At 29.5% G+C, this 21337-nt stretch carries 14 protein-coding genes and 1 pseudogene; 7 read left to right on the top strand and 8 right to left on the bottom strand.

Translation table 11 applies throughout. From position 1 onward, the window contains the following. The 5 genes from HOH73_00370 to HOH73_00350 form a co-directional block, all read right to left on the bottom strand. Nucleotides 1-304: hypothetical protein (locus tag HOH73_00370; protein ID MBT5827327.1), on the bottom strand; the 304-nt coding region annotated here is incomplete at its 3' end. Further along, nucleotides 297-1442: a class I SAM-dependent methyltransferase gene (locus HOH73_00365; protein ID MBT5827326.1), complete on the bottom strand. Its 1146-nt coding sequence runs from the start codon at nt 1440-1442 to the stop codon at nt 297-299. The genes HOH73_00370 and HOH73_00365, both read right to left, overlap by 8 nt. Beyond that, nucleotides 1432-2217 (bottom strand): DUF1365 domain-containing protein, encoded by a 786-nt coding sequence (locus HOH73_00360; GenBank protein MBT5827325.1) that lies wholly within the window; start codon nt 2215-2217, stop codon nt 1432-1434. Before HOH73_00360 ends, HOH73_00365 begins: the two co-directional genes overlap by 11 nt. Continuing rightward, nucleotides 2205-3464 carry an NAD(P)-binding protein gene (locus tag HOH73_00355; GenBank protein MBT5827324.1) on the bottom strand — a complete coding sequence of 420 codons (1260 nt, stop codon included), beginning with the start codon at nt 3462-3464 and terminating at the stop codon, nt 2205-2207. Before HOH73_00355 ends, HOH73_00360 begins: the two co-directional genes overlap by 13 nt. Before the next feature lie 12 nt (nt 3465-3476). Further along, nucleotides 3477-4193: an SDR family NAD(P)-dependent oxidoreductase gene (locus HOH73_00350; GenBank protein MBT5827323.1), complete on the bottom strand. Its 717-nt coding sequence runs from the start codon at nt 4191-4193 to the stop codon at nt 3477-3479. Between the two features lie 183 nt (nt 4194-4376). Between HOH73_00350 and HOH73_00345 the strand changes: the two genes are divergently transcribed. The 7 genes and pseudogenes from HOH73_00345 to HOH73_00315 all read left to right on the top strand — a co-directional run bounded on the left by HOH73_00345 (nt 4377) and on the right by HOH73_00315 (nt 18615). Continuing rightward, nucleotides 4377-11057, top strand: coding sequence for a hypothetical protein (locus tag HOH73_00345; GenBank protein MBT5827322.1), 6681 nt, complete (start codon nt 4377-4379; stop codon nt 11055-11057). 1280 nt (nt 11058-12337) lie between these two features. Next, a pseudogene (locus HOH73_00340) lies at nt 12338-12421 on the top strand (LysM domain-containing protein). Between the two features lie 1423 nt (nt 12422-13844). Continuing rightward, nucleotides 13845-15122, top strand: a complete 1278-nt coding sequence (locus HOH73_00335; protein ID MBT5827321.1) for an AAA family ATPase — start codon at nt 13845-13847, stop codon at nt 15120-15122. An 89-nt stretch (nt 15123-15211) separates the two neighbouring features. Beyond that, nucleotides 15212-15505, top strand: a complete 294-nt coding sequence (locus HOH73_00330) for a lipoprotein bor (GenBank protein MBT5827320.1) — start codon at nt 15212-15214, stop codon at nt 15503-15505. Between the two features lie 252 nt (nt 15506-15757). Continuing rightward, nucleotides 15758-15979: a hypothetical protein gene (locus HOH73_00325; protein ID MBT5827319.1), complete on the top strand. Its 222-nt coding sequence runs from the start codon at nt 15758-15760 to the stop codon at nt 15977-15979. A gap of 273 nt (nt 15980-16252) precedes the next feature. Beyond that, a complete protein-coding gene (locus tag HOH73_00320) occupies nt 16253-17521 on the top strand; it encodes a DEAD/DEAH box helicase (protein MBT5827318.1) in 1269 nt (422 codons plus the stop codon). A 68-nt stretch (nt 17522-17589) separates the two neighbouring features. Beyond that, entirely contained in the window at nt 17590-18615 is a 1026-nt protein-coding gene (locus HOH73_00315; GenBank protein MBT5827317.1) for a ferrochelatase, read from the top strand. Nucleotide 18616: 1 nt separating this feature from the next. Here HOH73_00315 and HOH73_00310 read toward each other — a convergent pair whose 3' ends face one another. The 3 genes from HOH73_00310 to HOH73_00300 form a co-directional block, all read right to left on the bottom strand. After that, entirely contained in the window at nt 18617-19516 is a 900-nt protein-coding gene (locus HOH73_00310; GenBank protein MBT5827316.1) for an NAD-dependent epimerase/dehydratase family protein, read from the bottom strand. Between the two features lie 81 nt (nt 19517-19597). Further along, a complete protein-coding gene (locus HOH73_00305) occupies nt 19598-20596 on the bottom strand; it encodes an NAD(P)-dependent alcohol dehydrogenase (protein MBT5827315.1) in 999 nt (332 codons plus the stop codon). 179 nt (nt 20597-20775) lie between these two features. Further along, nucleotides 20776-21294: a DMT family transporter gene (locus HOH73_00300; protein MBT5827314.1), complete on the bottom strand. Its 519-nt coding sequence runs from the start codon at nt 21292-21294 to the stop codon at nt 20776-20778. Nucleotides 21295-21337 lie beyond the last annotated feature (43 nt).

Raw genomic sequence — 21337 nt, 5'->3', positions numbered from 1 at the left:
TGAACTTATTTTTTAAATATTTTTTTTCTCTATAATTTAATTTATGATATCTTGATATTTCACTCAATGTAGATGAAATTAATTTAGTTTTTTTTATATCAATATTATAATGAATTATTAATGAGAAATTATGTTGATAAATATTATCGTAATTAAGTGCAAGATTATCTTCTTTACATAAATATATATCATATATTTTAACTAAAAACTTTTTAAATTCATGCTTATTGCAGTTGTTTGTAACAATATTATCGGCTTGTGCGCTAAAAGTTAAAAAAAATATTAAGACAAATAATTTAGCCATGTTTAAGTGTAAATTGAGTCACATTGGTTCTTTCAGTTTTAAAGCCAGCCGCACAATAAGCTAAATAAAATTGCCATTTTCGAATAAATTCTTGATTATAACCTAAATTTTTTACCTTTTTCTCCATCTGGTTGAATTTGTTTAGCCATTCCAATAGAGTTTTATGATATGATGCTGCAAAACTATATTCATTTGCAACTATAAGACCATTTTTAGCTGCTATTTCTTTGAAAATTTCATTAGTAGGTAAAAAACCACCAGGGAAAATATATTCTCTAATAAAATCAGAGGTTTTTAAATATTTTTTATATTGATCATTATGTATGGTAATGGTCTGAATAACAGCTGAACCTTGATTTTTTAAACATTTCTTTATTTGGGAAAAATATTTTTGCCAATATTTTTGACCAACTGCTTCAAACATCTCAATAGAGACAATATTATCATATTTATTTTCTTCAAAGCGATAATCTTGCAGCGCAGTATAAGATTTAAGCTTATATTGTTCAATTAAGTTATCCGTGTAAGATTTTTGTTCCTTTGACAAGGTTAAGCCCTTAGTAATAAAGCCTTTTGCTTCAGCTGCTTTAATAAAGCCACCCCAGCCACACCCAATTTCAAGGATGGTTTCACCCTTATCTAGCTCAGTTATTATTTTATTATATTTATTTAATTGCGAGTTAATAAGAGAGCTATCTTTATCGAAAATTGCAGATGAATAGCTCATGGTTTTGTCCAGCCATAATTCATAAAAATCATTACCTAAATCATAATGAAATTCGATATTTTTTTTGCTACCTTTTAAGGTGTTTTTACGAAGTAAATTTTTAAATTTAAATAAAGTAGAATTAATTATATTACTATGAAATAAGGGCTCTAATTCTTGATGATTTAAGGTTATAAAGGAAAGTAAATCTTCTATTTTATGTGTTGTAAATAAACCATTTATATAAGCCTCACCGAAGCCAATATCACCTCTAGCTATTACTAAGTCTAATAAATGCCAATCCTTAATGTTAATATCTGCTTTTATCGCCGAGTTTTTATCTCCGACCTCGATGATTGAATTGCATGGAGTTATAATTTTTAAATAACCAGATTTTACTTTATCTAAATATTTGAAGATTTTATTTTTCATGTTTACATATAGTTAGGTTGATTTTTAATTTATCTGGGCATTTATAAAATTGAATCTTTTTTAAAAATAATTTTAATGCTTGATAATGAATTAGGAAAATAGTCTGCACAGAAGTGAAAGGTAGTTTTAAAATAGATAAAATAATATTATTATTGGTAAGTGGCTTTAATTCGCATTTTAAACTAGTGGCTAATTTTAACTTTTTATCTACTATGTAATTTATAAAAAAATTATATTTTTTTTCAGTTATAGTAAATTTGAATTTATATTCACCTTCAATTTTCATAAAGGGCGAAACATAAAATTCTTTATCCGCCGTTAGCCATTCATTATCTTTGATGGGGGCTAAGTCTTTGTTGTAACATAAATAACTATGTTTTTGTTTACAAGTGTTATTAACCTCACTTAACACGGCGATTAAGTCCTTATTTTGATTAAAACATAACCAGAAACTTACAGGGTTAAAAATATAACCAAATACTCTTGGTTGAGTAACTAAAATAATGTCTGCTATATTGTTAATGTTATGTTTAGTTAAAATTTTATTTAACCAAGCTTTAGGGTTTTCTTGGTTTTTTTGGCCATAATCTGCGAAGTAAAAACCAAAGAAATTAAATTTATTTAATGAAAAAAATGTTTTCTTTAAACTATTTAGATGATTTAAGGAAAAACTAATATAGTTGGCTTTATAATTAAAAAAATTTTCGCGGGGAAAAAAACGCTTATGCATAATTTTTCCAGTTGAAATAGAAGGGTAACCAGCTATTTTAACCATGGTGCTTTTACCTTGAATTTATCTGCAATTTCCATGGCAGAATTAAGCCCGTCCTCATGAAAACCATATTTTGTCCATGCGCCACAAAACCAGATATTTCGTTCACCTTGAATTTGCTTTAGCTTATTTTGAGCTGTAATAGCTTCTTGGTTAAAAATTGGATGCTCATATTGATAAGTGCCAAAAATATGATTTTTAGAAATTTTAGTAAAAGGGTTTAAAGTAACAAAGAGTGGATATTTTGCTGAAATATTTTGCAAGTTATTCATCCAATAAGTAAGAGCAACTTTTTGACTTTTTTTACTAGCTAAATAAACCCAACTAGCCCAAGCTTTACGCTTTTTTGGCATTTGGTTGCAGTCTTTATGTAAGATTGCTGTATTTTTGCTGTATTTAATTTTTTGCAGAATATGTTTTTCACTACTAGTTGGCTCAGCAAGAATTTTTAAAATTTGGTCCGGGTGGTTAGCAAAAATTACATGATCAAATTGCTGAGTTTTTTTATCTTCTGTAGTCACTTCTACTTTTTCATGATTTTTGTGAACTTCAATAACTTTACAATTTAATTTTGGCTTGTTTTTTAAACTTTGCACAATTTTAGCAACATATTCTTTTGAACCTCCTTTTACACTATACCATTGTGGTTGTTTGGTTACTGTAAGTAAGCCATGATTGTAAAAAAATTGTAGAAAAGTTTTAGCTGGATAATCCTTCATTAACTCTAGTGGACAGCTCCAAATCGCAGCTGCCATAGGTAATAAGTAATATTCTTTAAAATAAGTTCCTAGCTTCCATTCCTCAAGTAATTTAGCTAAAGTTAGATTTGTATTTTTATGTTCAGATTCAATGAATTTTACAGCTCTTTGATTAAATCTCACAATATCAAAAAGCATTTTGTAAAATTTGGGTTTTAGCAAATTTTGTTTTTGGGCAAATACTCCAGCTAAATTATTGCCACTATATTCTAAATTATTATCAAAATTTCTAATACCAAATGACATATTGCTTTTACTGATTTTAACTTTAAGTAACTCAAAAAAAGCTTTTAAATTAGGATATGTGCTAAAATTAAACACAATAAAACCTGTATCTACAGCTATGTTTTTATCATTATATTTTATCGTAGCAGTATTAGCATGGCCACCTAGGTAATTACTTTCTTCAAATAAAGTAACATCATATTTTTTATCTAAGAGGTAATTTAATGATAAACCAGTAATGCCAGACCCAATAATTGCAATTTTCATTAGCTTAATTAATTAAAATAGAATTTCAGTGTTATCATATGCATATAATTTGCCAGAATAAGAGCTATCAGCATTATAAATAACTTGTAATAATTGTTGAACTGCATATTCAGGTGAAAATAAATGCCCTTCTTTTACATGCGCTTGAAAAGGCTCAGAAAGTGAACTTGCAACTGTGCCTGGATGTAAGCCTAAAATTACAGCTTTTTTATTGGTACGGTTAATTTCTATGGCAAAGTTTTTGATTATCATATTAAGAGCTGCTTTAGATGCTCTATAAGCATACCAACCACCTAAATGATTGTCTGAAATGCTGCCAACTCTTGCACTTAAAACTGCAAAAGCGGATTTTTCTGTTTTATTTAATTTAGGTAAAACATATTTACCAATAAGTGCAGGTATCACGGTGTTTATGTTATATATTTCGTGGAATTTTTTATTATCTAGCTCGCGAATAGATTTTTCTGGTGAGAATTCAGCAGTGTGAAGAGCTCCAGTTGCAACTATTACAATATCTAATTTTTTTGTTTTAGCTGCAATTTCTGCCGCTTTAGCAATTTCAGTTTCATCATCAAAGTTAATTTGATGATTAGTTACTTTTGGGTTACTTAATGCTGTTTTTGATCTACTAAAACAGTTAATAGTTTCTACTATATTAGTTGCTGCTAGTTGTTTAACAAACTCACCTCCAATAGCTCCACTTGCTCCAAAAATTGCGATATTTAACATTTGTTCCTCTTTTCTTTTAACATAAAACCAAGCAGCAATTTATGCAAGTGAAAGCAATGCCAAATTATTTACATAACAAAAAGTCTAAAATCAGAAGTTATATTTCATTATTGTTGTTATAGTTGCAAATATAACTGTTTTTAAGCATATAACTACAGATGGAAAACTTAAAGGAGAAAGTTTATGCGTAAAAAAGCTATAAAAGAAAAAATTAATTTAGCCCAAACAACCAAAATACTTGTTATTTATCATGATTTGGTGAAAATTTTAGGAAAAAAAGTAGAAAAACCTCTGTTAAAGTCAGCTTCAGAGAGGTTAGAGGAAATAAGAAGTTCAGTTAGTATAAAGTTTGAAGAGTTTAATTGTCTGGCCAAAAGTTATTTGTCAAAGCCAGTAACCGCAGATGATATTCTAGATTGTTTTTTATTGGGTAGGGTTGCAATCTTTTTTAAATTGAGATTCTCAGCAGTGATAGGTCAAAAAGAAATATTTGATCAAATGGAAGATTTAGCTATGTTGACTCCAGCCAAAGCATTGATATTAATGGCTAGTAGGGCTGAAAAAGAAGGTTTTATCCAAGCTATATCTGATTTTTTTATAAAAAATAAAATCATGGAAATGTTTCAAGAAGATATAAAAGTAGATTTTTCTGATAAATATTCTGCATTATTTTTGCTGAATAAATTAGGTTGTGACCAATTATATGCTTATTTAGAAGCTGCTAAAGAGCCTGATATTAAGCTTGCTTATTTACGCAGTAAGATGCCTTTAAGCGAAAAGAAAAACACATTATCAATCATGGAATATCCTTACAGTGTGGGCTTGATATTTAATCCTTGGTTGAAAGAATATTTGGTAGATGATAGCTCATACCACAGGATATTAGCTGCACATTTAACTAGCTTTATTTCTAGCGGAAGTGGCATATGTTTAAAAGTAGTACAAGATAATGTTGAATTTTATTATGCTATATTAACCAAAACTAATTTAGCTGTTTTAGAAAATTTTTATGCAATTTCTCAATGTTTTTTCTTATCTAGCTTGGCTAGTCATTATCAAAAATTATTTTTTGTTGCAATAAATTCTGCAAAATCGAGGGGTGTTGCTATTAGTGAAGCTGTTTTAAATCAAGCTATTACACATTTTTTTGCAAATAATATTGCCATAAAAGATAATAAGGAGAAGTTAGAGCAGATATTTGCTTCTACCAAAATTTTTTACCAAAATATTTTGGCAGAAAACGATATAGCTCGACAAGATCAAGCGCTAATTACAGCCTCTTTGATTTCTCTACCTTGTAATTTTTTTGCCAAAAGCCCTGATTTAAAAAATTGGCAAAAAATACATATTTTAGCGCAAATTTTAATTTTTGTTTCTTCTAGTTTAAAGCAAGAACATATAGATGAAAAAGTTAGAATGCTACTAGCAAATCAGGTAAAAGAAAACTTTGTACAGTTAGTAGAATTATTAAGAGTAGTACAAAATAAAGATAATTTAGGTAATTTATTTGATAGTTTAACGCGGTGTTTTTTTAAGGATATGCCTGAATTGATCAAGCATTTAAACTCTGATCATCAAAAATTATTGATAGAAAATTTTTTCTCATTAATAAAACACTTACCTACTGAACGCAAGCTCTTAACATATATGAACATGTTAGAGATACTACCATTAATAGCTAATAAAGTTGATTTAGTGAATAATGTTGTGCCAACCTTATTAGGTAGCTTCAAGACTTTAAATTTGGGTGATAGCAAAATAGCGGCAACTTTTACTTCTAGAATAAGGCATATAACAAAAGAATTTACAAAAGAAGAATATAATCAAGCAGCAAGATCTATCCAAAATCTTTATCAAAGAAGTAAGTTGAAAAAAGTAAAATCGCTAGCTGAAATTAAAAAGCCAGTAACAAAAGACTTAGCCTTGCCACATGCAACTAGTGCTCTAAGAGCAGCTACAGAAGGACAAGAAGCTATATTATCAAAAAAAACAATAGAGATTTATGAGTGTTCTGTAAAATTACATACATTATTAGATAATGTCCTAGATTTAGGTAGTGCTTTGGAAACAGTTGATATTCAAAAATTAAAAGCTTCTTTATTAAAGGGTCAGCTTGAGACAGTTAAAATTATAGCAAGTGATTTATTTACAGAATATCAAATAAAATACGAAAGCAAGGATTTAAAAGTAGAAAATATATTAGATTGTTTTTTATTAGCTAATATGGCCAGCAGAATTAAAAAAAGTAATTTTGTTAATTTTCAGCAGAGCACTTTAAATAAAATAATAGAAATGGACTATAATACTCCACAATTTATTTTGTTTTTAATGTCTAATTTAGATAAAAAGCAGCATTTTACAAAAAATCTAGCGGAATTTATTTATAAAGAAAATATATTTCATAGGTTGCAGCCTAGATTAAGAATTCAGGCTAAAACTATTCAATCAATGTTAATTTTATTTAATAAAATAAGTTGTGATCAGTTATTTGAAAATTTAAGTTCAGCCAATCTCGCAGACTCTAGCATGGATAGTATTTTAGTGCCTGAAATACATCATGATACAGCTATTAACCTTGATTTGTTTGAGCATAATTACAGTATATATTTATTGTTTAATCCATATTTAAAGCAATATTTACCCGAGGATTTTGTTAAAAAAGAGATATTACTAATAAAGCTAGCTAATTTTTTTATATCTAGAGAGGTTAATAAGGATTTAGGATGGATTACAGCAAATAAAAATTTACATTTAATGGTAAAAAAATTAATAGCACAAAATATAGATTACCTAGCATATAATTTCCAAGAATATAAATGTAATTTTCTATCATTATTGGCTAAATATGATTCAGAATTATTTTATTTTGCTCTTACATCTTTATTAGAGCAACCAATCAGAGGTTCTAGCTTAAATGCAAAAATGTTAGATGAAGCTATATTTTATTATTATGCCAGTAATATTGCTGTTAAAAATAATAAAGAAAAATTACTTGGAATTATTACTAATACGGAAAAGTTTTATATGTTTTTATTAAGCTTGGAATTTCCAGAAGACCCAAAAGCTATAAAACAGATATTTGAGTTGCCTAGCAAATTTTTTTTGGAAATAAGAGTCTTTGCAAATAATAGTAAAATGTATCTTCTAGCAAAAACTATATTATTTTTTGCAGAAAATTTAGAGCGAGCAGATTTAAGTGAGAGAAGTAAAATTTTACTTGCAAATGCGATAAACCAAAATATTACTTTATTTTATGATGCGGTTTCTAAAGCAAAGGATATTGCTCAAATAAAAAAAATAGTGGGTTCTTTAATAGATAATTTATTGCCTAGGATGCGAGAGATTATTAATTTTACTCCACAGAATAATCTTGCTGTATTAATTCAAGCTATTTGTTCTTCTTTAGATGCTTTTTCAGAAGAAGAAAAGCTATTAAAATACTCTATTTTGCTTGATATTATACCCTTAATTTATACTAGATTTGGGATAAATAATATGGCAAAACAAATTTTATTGGTAAATTTTAAGTCTTTAAAGTTAGATGATTCACCCATGAAAGAAGCAGTTATTAAGAAGTTTGAGGATCTAAAATTATTAGAAAGCAAGCATTTAGCTGCATCAAAGATTCAAAGAGTTTTAAGCTCAAGAAAGCAGCAGCGTCAAACAGGGTTGTTAGATGCTGGTCAATTACTAGCTAGTAACTTTATGGTCCAAAATAGAGGGGCAGTGGTTATGGAGGATGTATTTTTAAAAAATCAAGCAATAAAAACAATTCAAAGATCTTTCAGAGCTTATCAAAGAAAAATAGAAGCAGTAGATGAACGAAAAGATATAGCATGTTTAGCTAAAGCAACAATACCAGCTGCAACATTACTAACGATTCCAGATGAGTTGATAGAAACAGAAAAGTTAGTAGAGTCTTTTTTTAACTTGAGAGAAGGTTTGAAAACTGTAATGAAAAAATTGACAAAGTCAGAGCTAAAGCAAGCGGAAAAGCGTGTATATATTGATGAAGCAGAGAAATTACTGCATGGTTTTGTTAGAATATTAGAAGCTAATGACTCATTTTGGAAATTTGAGAATAAAGAAGCTTTAAATGTAGGAGCTTTTCAATGTTTTATGATTGGTTATGAAATTATTGTATCAGTAGATTATTTGAGAGGGGCATTTAATGCGGGTGATACAGGTTCTTCGGATAGTTTAGCTTTTTTTGTAGAATATAAGGAATATTTTTTCACAATGTTTTTAAAACATAATGAAAGGGTTTTATATTTATTATGTTGTGAATTAAAACCAGAATATCAGCAAACACTTTTTGCTAACTATGCTAAATTAACTAAAAAAAAATTAGCTCAACCTCATGATATAGTAAAATTATTAATTGAGTATGGTAAATATGGTAATACGCTCCTAGATGATCTATCACATGGTTTTATAACGGCGGATGGCATATTAATTAATGCAGAGTCAATTAGAGCGCAACAATATATAAATTCTATTAAATCTGAGCCTTCTTTTTGCTTAGCTGCGCAATGTTTTGATGAATTTAGTGTCGCTGAATTATTGTCCAATCCATTTTTTTACAAGTATTTCCGAATCAATAGCTATAATGAGCAAGATTATAACATTATCAAAGAGACGATATTTTCATTTTATGAATCTGGAGTCAAATTAGGTCCAATTTTATTTTCTAATTTTTGCAATTATCTAGAAATGATTAATATTCAAGATTTGCATATTTTATTTAAAAAAATTCCTGAGAGGCGTAATATTGCTCTATTACAGAAAATAGCATATGATGCAGAATTAGGTGATTTTTATCGTATATTACATAGATCAATAAAATATGAGCAAGAAATATCAAGGCAGAGTCAAGGTGAAGAAGTATTATTTTCTGCCATGCAACTTTTAATATCATCTCTTAAGGAGCGATGCATGACAGAAAAAAAGAATTCAATAGAAGTTTTTTTTAATTTTCTGGCTCAAAATCATGCTCAAGAATTACCTTTAGCAAGCTATAAATTACTAGTGAATTTAAACTTATGTGCTGTTAGCTCTTTAACGCAAAGAGTAGAATTATGTGAAAATTACAAATTTGGTTATTTTCATATTTTAGTAAAATCAGTATCACCAAATCAAGATTTTTTAGATATAATTGATTCTGAGGTTTTAGTAAAGTTAGATTTAGACAAAATAAGTAAACTAAATAAAGATGCTTTTTTAAAAGGATTTCCTAGTTATAAAGCCAAGTTTGATGCTATTTTGTACAAAGCTGAAGATATAGCTAAAGCAGATCAGGCGGCATCGGATTTGTTGGCTGAGTTAGCTGATGATGAGGGTAAAAAGAAAAGAGGAAAAAAGAAAACTAAAGCAAAGCAAACAACCAAAATAGCAGCAGAGCAAGAGGCGCAGAGAAAACTAGAAAAAGGGGCAGAGAAAGCTGCAAAGAAAGAGGCAAAGAAGTTGGCTGCATTAAAAGAAGAAGCAAGGAAGTCAGAGTTACAAGCGGTGGAGGCTGCGAGGAAAGAAGCAAAGATAGCAGCAGCAGAAGAAGCAAAACAGAGAAAAGTAAGAGAGAAATCAGAATTAAAGCAACACAAAAAACTTCAAAAAAACGCAGCTACAAAAATTCAGGCGGTTATAAGAGGTAAATTAGTTAGAGATCAGTTATCAAGAGATATAGAAATAAGACAAGAGAGCTCTGCAACTAAAATACAAGAATTAGTCAGAAAGGGCTTAAAAAAAGAAGGTTTATCTAGAAGAGATTTTTTAGCAGAGTTTACGACAAATACCAGTGATCCAAAACTTGTATTATTACCTGATGAAATTCAGCTATTTTTTAAAAAGATTTTACCATTATTACATAATTTAGGTATAAATGCATCGATAAAGGGTAGTGCTTTATATCATCCTTATTCAGATATTGATTTAGAGGCAAATTTTATCTTATCAGAATCAGAATATAAACATTTACTTGAAAGCTTTAAATCAAGACAGATAGCTAGTGGGGGAGGTATTTTTGCTGATATTTCAAAATATTATAATAAGGGTTTAGTAGATTTGCTACATTATGTTTCGCTGCATAATCCTAAAACTGGAACAGTAAAAGGTATAAATGCTCATTTATGGTTACAATTTACCATAGGTGATTTAGATTTTTCTTTTTACTTTCTAAATAAAACTATCACTTATGACAGATCCCCAAGTTCTGGGGTTGTTGATAAACAAAAATTGCTAGGAACATTATTATATAAGCATCAATTTTCTGAATTAAGTGACGAAATAGCAAAGTCTGAAATAGGAAAAATGATTTCTAGAGTAAAAAATGAGGATAATTGTTTTGTTGCATGTTATAATGAACCAAAGCCATTAGAGAGCAAAATAGCTCAGCTTAACGAAATAAAAACAGATTACAAAGATTGCTTAACTATGTGTGAAGAGTTAAATTTAAGTGAAGCAAAATCAGTATTTACGCAGCACAAGACCCCTATGAAATTAGATAGTGCATCTGCTACAGCAAGATCATTATTTGCTGATGGTGGAGCAGAAGAGCGAAGTACAATATATTCAGAAAAACATAAAGAAATAGAGAGTGGTTTTGCTAAGATAAATCAAGAGTTTGCGAGGCTTAAGGAAAATTCGTTAGGTGATTTAGCTTCACCATATGCAGAGCTTAAAGCCCAGTTAAGTAGAAGAATTCATACTTTAGAAAAATTAGAAAAATTAATGCAAAATGATCTATCTTTAATTACACCACGCTTAAAAATGGCAGATGGTGAATTATTAGTTTCAGCACAAAAATCTGTTTTTGCACAACCAAAATATCAAGATAGAATTGAAGGTTATGCAGCTTTAGGTTATTAGGTTTAATTTTATTTTGCCACAGTGCTTTTTAGTTGCTTTAAGTTAATATATTTAGCGGTAAATTTTTCTTAAAACTTTTCATTATAGAGATGAAAAAGTTATAGGTTTTGGTGAAGTTTTTGGGTAGAGTTTTAGAAAATTAAATTTTAGTGATATTACATCTTCATACTATATAATTATTCTATGTAATTTCGCTTAGAGTAGCATATATTAATGATTTTTCATAAGTAAAATAAATTTAGACAAATTGGTAAATTATAATTAAAAAGTTATTTAAGCTTTAATTTGCAAAGTTGCTGTTTTTATTGTATAATATAATTAAAATTTATTAAAATAAGAATATGCCTACAGCAAAAGAACTTGATCAAGAAAAAATATTAGCATTTAAAAGATCGAATAAGCTTCCACGAGTATGGAATAAAGCAGGTTGGCTAACTGATATAGATTTAGTTGCATTAGCTTTAAGTGCAGGCTTAAGACCAGAAGGTTATATGCTTATTGCAAATCAGAGTGGAGGTTATCAACACATGGCTGATTCTCTGAAACATATATTAAAGTCAGCATTAGAATATAAAATTAGAGAATGTCTTAGAGCAGAAGCAAATGATGATTTAATTAAAAGAAGACAAGAGTTAAATAAGCAAATTGATACTTATACAGATTTAGTTCAAAAGACACCAGAAGAAGAGCATGTATCTCAAGAAGAGCATTTAGCTCAATTGATTGGTTTAGGTGACAAAATCATCAAGAGTTACGGAGAAATTTTGTTTACGCTTGGTATTGATGAAAGTCATATTGAAAGTTATAAAGAAGCTCTTATTGCAACACATCCTAACGATTCTGGAGGTTTAATGTTAGCAACTTTAGAATCATCTCTTAATCTTGGAATTAAAGAGAAACCTAGCCACACACAACATATTATCATTAATCTTGGTGCATCTCAAAAAATAGAAGTTCACAGTGATGCAGGCATTCATTTTGTTAGGGCTACAGTAACTATCGATGAAGGTAACCCGTTATCATGTAAATTTGAATATGATGACTCATATGGTCATCAACCATCTGAGGAACTCACAGCTGATATAGAAAGAGTATTTACAGCTGGAGTTGAATTTACTTATAATACAAATCGCATACAAAATGATGGAAGTAGTTGTGGTAGATATGCTGTGATGTCTCTATTGGCTAAATGTAAACGTGGTCTAAAAGCTGTTCCACAAAAAAGATTTGTACCATTACAAATAGCAGCAGGGCAGGCAGCAGAAGCAGAAGCAGCAGCAGCACCACCACCACCACCACCACCACCACCAGCACCACCACCACCACCACCACCAGCACCAGCAGCAGCACCACCACCAGCACCAGAAGCAGCAGCAGGGCAGGCAAAAAAACTGTACGATGATTTACATAAAGTAATATCAGGTAGAGACGCCGACAAAGAAAACAGCATTAATGAAATATTAAAAACAGCTGAGAGTAAACAGGTTAGTGCATCATCTTTTGATGAGTTTGTTCAAACAAAAACTAATAAAGGAGATGATTTTTTTAAGCTAATTGAACATCAAAAAGAAAGATTTAAATTTTTGTCGAAATATCTTGAGCAAGGGAAAAGAGCCGTAGTTATTGCTGGTAAAGACGGACATCATTCTTTGGGAGTAGGTTTAGCTTTAGGTCAGTGGAAGAGAGGTCAAGAAAATTTAGCAGCTTTAAATATTATGCATCTGCATTGTCTTACACAAGATTTAAAAAACAAACATGACAAGTCAGTATTTTTTGACTGGGTTGGCAAAGGATATAGTGATAAAGTATTACATGTTTGGGGTGCAAATACTGGTAATTTTACAGGTGACAAAGGAACCTGTATATCAGGAGGTGGGCAAGCTGCAAAGTTCAAAGTCCATAAAGCTGGAGTTTTTGGGGTGGTTTCAACTGCTTTATATGATGAAACATTTCCAGGTATTGATAAGCCAGATACAATTCACCAAGCTCTAATAGATGTGGCAAAAACACCACCACCAGCACCACCACCACCAGCACCAGCACCACCACCAGCACCATCACCAGCAGCAAAAAAGGAACCTAAACTTTCTCTTAAAATAGAAACAGAACTTGCAAAAGAAGAACAACCATATGAAAACACAACTTTCGTAAAAACAATGCGTGGTGAAGGAGAAAATAAAAAATCAGCCATGCGTTTAGATAACACAAAATGGGAAGTAAAAATTAGTACAGAAAATCTACAAGATAAAATTTTAGAGAATATAAACTCTGCTATGAAAAAATTAGAAAGAAAAGCTGGTTTAAATAAATTTGTGCCAATAGTAATTAGGTTTGCGCAAGAAGCAGGAGGCGTTGGTAATGCGGGAGGAGAACAGTGGAATGGATTTATAGAGCGTAGTGAAAATAACATACCAGAAGGCTTTAGCTTTTTGGATGCTAAGAAATTTTCATATCATTATCAAGAAGCTGCAAAAAAATCAGGTATTTATACAGGTAGAACCGAAAGTTTGAAAAATACAGCAGAACCAATTGGCGCGAGATTAAAAAGAATTCCAGAAGAGTTAAATGGATTTATTACTGAACATATAGCTGAAGGTCGAGGTCGTTAGTATTTCAAGAAAATTTGTAGATTAAGAGAAAAATGTCTTAAATTTTAGCTTTTAGCTTTAATTATGTAAGTTAAGAATGTTTCAATCTATTTTAGTTGGGTTATAAATAAGAGCAAATGCCATTTGTAAAGGGCATTTGCTCTAAACTATTATTTAAATAAATTAACTACTAAAGCTAATGGAGATAGAAATTACAGATGAGTTTGCAGATGCTTTTAATATTTTAGAAAATACTAATCAGCATGTGTTTTTGGGAGGTAAAGCAGGTACTGGTAAATCAACATTTTTAACTTATTTTAGAGAAAACACTAGTAAAAATCATGTTGTGTTAGCGCCAACAGGTGTGTCTGCTATTAATGTCTCTGGTCAAACTATTCATTCATTTTTTAAATTTAAGCCCTGGTTTACACCAAATGAATTGCCAAAAATGCGTGCCAGTCAGTTAAAAATTTACCGTGCTATTGAAACTATAATTATAGATGAGATCTCTATGGTTAGAGCTGATATTTTTGATCAAATAGAGCTGTTTATGAGGCAATATGGGCGTTTAAGAGGCGAGCCATTTGGTGGTTGTCAAATTTGTATTATTGGTGATATGTATCAATTACCCCCAATTGTAAATAAGCAAGATGCAGAAGTTTATTATAATTTTTATGAAACTCCTTATTTTTTTAGCTCTAATGCATTTAAAAATGAAGCTCACCAATTTGTAAATATTAACTTTAGCAAAATATTTAGACAATCTGAAGCTGATTTTATTGATATTTTAAATAAAATTAGAGATGGCTCTATAACTTATGACGATCTTGAATGGTTTAATACAGAATGTGCCAAACAAAAAGAGCTAATAGAAGTGCAGCCAATTATGCTAACTGCAACTAATTATCTAGCAAGACACACTAATCAGCTAAGATTAAAGGCAATTAATAGTGAATTATATAATTATCAAGCTGTTGCCAAGGGTAGTTTTGCTAAAGATCAGTCAAAACTTCCAGCTGAATTTAATTTAGAGTTAAAAGTTGGAGCGCAGGTGATGTTTCTAAGAAATGACCCAGATAAAAGATGGGTTAATGGCACTATTGGCGTAGTTAGCCGCTTGGCAGCTAAAGTTATTTTTGTGTTAATTGATAATATAGAAGTAAAATTAGAACCAGAAAAATGGGAGTCAATTAAGTATCAATATAACGAAACAGAAGAAAAATTAAGTGAAGAAATAATAGGAAGCTTTAAACAATATCCATTACAACTTGCCTGGGCAGTAACTATTCATAAAAGCCAAGGAAAAACTTTTGATTATGTTGAAATTGATTTAGGGCGTGGCTCTTTTGCTTTTGGTCAAACTTATGTGGCACTTAGCAGATGTAGAAGTAAAAATGGCATTTATTTACGCACTGCGATTAAATTATCTGATATACAAGTTGATAATAGAATAATTGAATTTGCAAATAATATTTAGCAACTAGCCCAATTTAAAAATATTTAAACTTTTAAAATAATTCTTGCTAGTTTGAACGCAATTAACAAGCTCATTTTATTTATAAAATCATGCAAAAATTATTTTTATTTTTTACCCATTTAGCTTCTTATGCAAATCAGAAAGTCATCTTAAGTGATAACATGGACAGAGATTTTTTGCCAGCATATAAGCAAGACCAAACATTTTTTTTAAGTGGCGTAGCACAAAAAGTTGAAGTGCCATTGAAGCAAATATGCGGTAGTAACGAAAAAACCCATTCATTTGAAGTAAGGCAGTCATTCGTTAACAGTCTGTTACATTCATTAACTTATGGGCTATATTCTCCCAGAGAAGCAGCAATTTACTGTATTGACAAAGATTAACATAATTTTACTTTATTTATGAAAGCAATTATAATTTCTCTATCTTTATTACTATCATCTTGTGCAACGCAGAGTTTTGTTTTTGATAAAAAACATTATAAATCATATGCGCCAACTTATAGCGAATCCTATCTATAAAGGTGATTTTATTTAATTAGTTTTGATCAAAAATTTTACTTTAGAATTGCAGGACTAGCAAATGCTAATGCAAAATTCTAAAGTGAAATTTATGGGTAAAAATAGCAGAAGAAAATTAGCTTTATAGATAGGATTTGGTATTATACTCAAATAGATAGTTTTTTCATAGGAGGAATAGGGCAAACAACAGTTACAAGAGAGGTTGATCAGATTTGCACAGATAAAGGCAAGAAGATTGCTTCAGTAAAGTTTAAGCAAACAGCTTCTAACATCTTTTTTACTGCGATTACTTTAGGTGTTTATTCACCAAGAACTATGGAAGTTCACTGCATCTAAAATTCATAATCTTTTATCATAGATTATTCTTACTTATAAAATATTAGGAAAAATTTTACCCTGATAATAACTATATTATAGCTTAAATTAGCTAATAACTTTTCATATGATACATATTTTACAGTTATTAATAGGTAGTTTAACTTAAAATAAATAAAATAACTGGTAAAATAAGCTTTTTAACTTATAATGCATTTATTCATTTTATACTCTTAGCTAATCACTATTTTTCTAGCTTAGAATATCTTAAACACAGCATAAATTATAAATTAAATGACAGATTTTAAAAGTTTAAACTTAAGTAGTAAAATACTACAATCATTAGAAAAAAAAGGTTACAAAACTCCAACACCAATACAAAAAGACGCTATCCCTCACTTGTTAGAAGGAAAAGATTTACTTGGAATTGCGCAAACTGGTACAGGTAAAACAGCAGCATTTTCGCTGCCCATCTTAAATAATCTTAGCAAAACTAATAATAAAGTTAAAGCTAACCATGTGAGAGCTTTAATTTTAACGCCAACTAGAGAATTAGCCTCGCAAATTGCAGATAACATTGATCGTTATGGTGATTGCTTAGATTTGAATCATATTGTGGTTTTTGGTGGTGTTGCAGTTAATCCGCAAATTAGAAATTTGAAGAAAGGTGTTGATATATTAATTGCTACACCTGGTAGATTACTTGATTTAATGAATCAAGGTCAGATAAATTATGCGCAACTAGAAATTCTAGTTTTAGATGAAGCAGATCGTATGTTAGATATGGGTTTTATTAATGATGTTAAAAAAATTATTAGTAAATTACCTAAGAAAAGACAAAATTTACTTTTTTCGGCTACTATGCCAAGCACTATATTTTCACTTGCAAATTCAATTTTAAATAATCCAATAAAAGTAGAGGTTACTCCTGCTGCAACTACGGTTGAAAAAATTGACCAAAAAGTTACTTTTGTGCCTAAAGCACAAAAAATAAGCTTGTTAATTGAGTTGCTTAATAAAGATGAGGCAAAAACTGTTTTAGTTTTTTCTAAAACAAAGCATGGAGCAAATAAAATAGTAAAACATTTACTAGATAATGATATTGAGTCTGCTGCCATTCATGGTAACAAGAAGCAAGGAGCGAGAGAAAAAGCCTTAGATAATTTTCGTACTGGTAAAAATAAAGTTTTAGTTGCAACAGACATCGCCGCAAGGGGTATTGATGTGCCTAATATTACACATGTGGTTAATTTTGATATTCCGCATGATCCAGAAAGTTATGTGCACAGAATAGGTAGAACCGCAAGAGCAGGAAAAACTGGTGTGGCCGTTTCTTTTTGTGATCCTTCTGAAGTTAAATTATTAAGATCTGTTGAGAAAGTTATTAAGTATAAAATTCCAGCGGAAAATCAACCTGAATTTAAAGAAAAACCTGCTGTTAATCAAAATAACAACAGAAATAATAATAGAGCAAGAAATAATACACAAAATAAAAAAACTAATCCAAGCGATCAAGAGCAAGTTAAAAAGAAAAGATTTTTTTGGCAAAAAAAATCTAAATAACAAATTAGCTTATTGCAGTTTTAAAAATCTAATTTAACTTAGATTAAATACGAAATTTAGAAATAACTATGGCAAAAAATTATCTACCTGAGCAACATCCAGAAATTATTTTTAAAACAGGGGTTTTAATTTTAAATTTAGGTACACCTGAGGGTTATGATTATTTTTCGGTGAGAAAATATTTAAAAGAATTTCTCTCGGATCAAAGGGTTATAGAGGTAAATCCTCTATTGTGGAAAGTTATATTACATAGTTTTATTTTACCTTTTAGACCATTTGCTACTGGTAAAAAATATAAAGAAATATGGTTTAACCAAGAAAATGCTTCACCATTAAAATATTACACTAAAAGTCAGGCTGAAAAACTACAAATTAAGCTAAATAAAAAGCATCCTGAGCTTGTGGTTGATTATGCGATGCGTTATGGTAAGCCTTCTATAGAAAGTAAAATAAAAGAGCTACAAGAAAAAGGCTGTAAAAAAATTATTTTTATACCTTTATATCCTCAATATTGTGCTGCTACTACAGCTACAATTTGTGATGAAATATATCGGGTAATAAGTAAGATAAGATGGCAACCAAAAATAAAAATAGCTGATCATTATCCAGATAATAAAGTTTATTTAACAGCTCTTGCTACTTCTATAAAAACTCATTTGAAAGAAATAGATTTTAAACCAGATGCGATATTATCTTCATATCACGGCATTCCTAAAATATATTTTGAAAAAGGTGATCCTTATCCATGTTATTGTAGAAAAACGCATAGATTATTAAATGATGAGCTAAAAAAGCAGAAAATTAAACTTGAAAATCATTTAAGTTTTCAATCACGCTTTGGCCCAAAAGAGTGGATTAAGCCTTATACAGAGGATGTGTTAAAAGAATTAATTGCTAAGGGAGTAAAAAATTTAATTGTAATTACACCTGGTTTTGCAGCTGATTGTATTGAAACTTTAGAAGAAGTTGATATGGAATATAGAGAATTATTTTTAAGTTTAGGAGGGGAGAAATTTTCACATATACCTTGTTTAAATGATAGTGATGATTCAATAAAATTAATTGAAAATCTAGTCGAAGAAAACCTAATATAAATTATTCTGATAATTCTTTGGTTAAATTATGAAAAATTTCTGTTATGCCTAGTTTATAGTTAGGGTAGATAAATTTATAATTTAATTGCTCTTTTAACTTATTATTACTAACAATTTTTCGCTCCATATGATAAGAAAATAATTTGTTACTATTTTCTTTATCTGATAGCGGTAATAAGTTAATTTTTAATAATTCACCACAAATAAAATCATTAACTTCTTTGGTTGAACAAGATAAATTATCACATATATTAAATATTTGATTTTTGATATTAGCAGATTTTACACATAAATTTAATATATGTGCGATATCTATCACATGCGTTCTTGAAATAATTCTGTTTGAGTTTTGATTGGACAAAATTCTTTGGTTTTTTATAGCTAAGATGTTGTTCCTTTTTGGCCCATAAATTGCTGCTAATCTTAAAATAATAATATTTGCAAAATTATTGCTTTGTAATGCTAAATATTTTTTTTCACATTCTATTCTGGCCAAGCCATTTACAGAATTACTTTTTAAGGTTGAGTTTTCATTAACAAGCTGATTATCATGATCTCCATAAACTGAGGTTGCTGATAAATAAATTAATTTATATTTGGTTGTTCTGTTATTTAGATATGAATAAAAATCTTGGATAATAACATCAGTTTTTAATGCATAAATTGGGGGGATTGAAATAATAAATACATCATATTGATCTAATGTTGCTTGAGTAATTTCTGTATAACTGATTTTACTTATATTTTTTGATATAGGAATATGTGTGCTTAGAGTTTTATTTATGGATGCGCATAAATTAGAGTTTTCCAAATCAGTAAAATTGGAAAAATATTGTGCAACATAGCCAAAACCTAACAATAAAATATTATTTTGCTTATTTGTACTTAATTTTTTTTCCATGAAGTAATTGCTTTTTATTTATTAAAATTAGAAAAATATAATTAACATAAGTTTAAAAGCGTAAAATAAGTGGCATAATAATTATTTGCTTAAAACTATTCGATATCTAGCTTTACCGCTTTCAAGATGAGCAAAAGCTTCGTTAATTTCAGAGAATTTGAATTTCTCTATTATTGGTATTATTTGGTGTCTTGCCGCAAATTCCATCATTAGATTTAAAGTTGCAGGAGCACCAACTGGTGAGCCAGATAAACTAATTTGCCCTGCAATTAATGGAAAGGCTTGAATTTTTATTGGTTCTGGTACTACACCAACAAAATGTAACCTTCCTTTGGCGGATAAAGTAGAGATAATTAATTCCCAATTTAAAGCTACATTTACCGTAGAAATTATTAAATCAAATTTACCAGTATATTTAGAAAATTCATTTTCATCACGAGAGTTTATTACATTATGTGCGCCCATTTCTTTTGCTTCATTGAATTTTTCCTCGCTCGTAAATGCTGTAACCTCACAGCCCCAAGCTTTAGCAAATTGTAAAGCTAAATGACCAAGTCCACCTATACCAATGACAGCAATGTGGTTTGTAGGTTTTATATTAAATTGAATAAGTGGATTAAAAACTGTAATGCCACCACATAATAAAGGCCCTGCAGTTTTTATATCCATATTATCAGGTAATTTAATAACACTTGTTTCTTCTGCACAAATTTTTTCAGCAAAGCCACCATAATTATCTATAATGGTGCCAACTTGATCTTTACATAAATTATGATCTCCAGAAAGACATAAATTACATTGGTTACAATATGCTTTATGCCAACCAAGACCAACTTTATCACCAATTTTAAATTTGGTGACTTTAGCGCCAATTTGGCTGATTACGCCAGAAATTTCATGACCACCCACAAAAGGATAAGTAGTTATACCCCAATGATTTTTCCACATAGATAAATCACTATGACATATGCCACAGCTTTCTATATTGATTTCAACATCCTTATCACCTAACTGCTCTGGTTTATAGGTAAATTCTTCAAATTTTTCGCCAGCATTTTTTGCTACATATGCTTTTATCATAAATAATCCTGTAAATAGTTGATAAGCTTAATAAGTATATCTTATATATATAACTCCTTAATAAAACTAGTAACTAATATTTTTCTTTTGTTGCGGTATATAAAACAAGTTGTTGGAGGTTAGTGATGTAATTGTACCTATGTCATATGTATTTGCTGTTAATTTTAACTGGATAAGCATTACTCTTTTTGCAGATTAGCTTCTGAAATTTTGGTTAACTCTTTAGCAGCTTTACTTTCTTGGTAAATTAAATATAGGCTTGAGCTAAATACTATGATTGAGCCAATTAAACTATTGGTTTTAATAATCTCACCAAAGACCAAATATGAGAGAATTGCAGTGAAGATCATACCACAAAAGTCAATAGGGGTTAGGATAGTTAAATCGGCATTTTTTATTGCTAAAAATATAGCTAAAGAATTAAATATAAAAATAACACCAATAAGAATAAGTAAGAATATTTCTACAAAGTTTTCAGGGTTTTTCCAGTCAATGATAGCAAATGGCAAAGAAAAAAGGGCTGAAAAAGCTGCAAGAAAAAAAAGTTGTTTGATGGCAGATTCTGTTTTGCTTAACTTTTTTATAATTAAATCAATAACAGACCACATAATCATAGCAGCTAAGATCAAAAATAGCATGGGGTGAAATGACACATTTCCTGGATTTATGATGATATATCCACCAAAAAGACTGAGCATTAGAGCTAAAGATTTTTTAATATTTAAATTTTCTTTGATAAAT

It is taken from the genome of Alphaproteobacteria bacterium (assembly GCA_018667735.1).
GTDB lineage: Bacteria > Pseudomonadota > Alphaproteobacteria > Rickettsiales > JABIRX01 > JABIRX01.
The sequence above is the reverse complement of the archived record's forward strand: the minus strand, read 5'-3'. Positions and strand labels throughout refer to the sequence as shown.

Coding starts and splice junctions, on each gene's coding strand:
- HOH73_00365 (MBT5827326.1), bottom strand. CDS start 1,442: ATGAAAAATAAAATCTTCAAATATTTAGATAAAGTAAAATCTGGTTAT.
- HOH73_00360 (MBT5827325.1), bottom strand. CDS start 2,217: ATGGTTAAAATAGCTGGTTACCCTTCTATTTCAACTGGAAAAATTATG.
- HOH73_00355 (MBT5827324.1), bottom strand. CDS start 3,464: ATGAAAATTGCAATTATTGGGTCTGGCATTACTGGTTTATCATTAAAT.
- HOH73_00350 (MBT5827323.1), bottom strand. CDS start 4,193: ATGTTAAATATCGCAATTTTTGGAGCAAGTGGAGCTATTGGAGGTGAG.
- HOH73_00345 (MBT5827322.1), top strand. CDS start 4,377: ATGCGTAAAAAAGCTATAAAAGAAAAAATTAATTTAGCCCAAACAACC.
- HOH73_00335 (MBT5827321.1), top strand. CDS start 13,845: ATGGAGATAGAAATTACAGATGAGTTTGCAGATGCTTTTAATATTTTA.
- HOH73_00330 (MBT5827320.1), top strand. CDS start 15,212: ATGCAAAAATTATTTTTATTTTTTACCCATTTAGCTTCTTATGCAAAT.
- HOH73_00320 (MBT5827318.1), top strand. CDS start 16,253: ATGACAGATTTTAAAAGTTTAAACTTAAGTAGTAAAATACTACAATCA.
- HOH73_00315 (MBT5827317.1), top strand. CDS start 17,590: ATGGCAAAAAATTATCTACCTGAGCAACATCCAGAAATTATTTTTAAA.
- HOH73_00310 (MBT5827316.1), bottom strand. CDS start 19,516: ATGGAAAAAAAATTAAGTACAAATAAGCAAAATAATATTTTATTGTTA.
- HOH73_00305 (MBT5827315.1), bottom strand. CDS start 20,596: ATGATAAAAGCATATGTAGCAAAAAATGCTGGCGAAAAATTTGAAGAA.
- HOH73_00300 (MBT5827314.1), bottom strand. CDS start 21,294: ATGCTCAGTCTTTTTGGTGGATATATCATCATAAATCCAGGAAATGTG.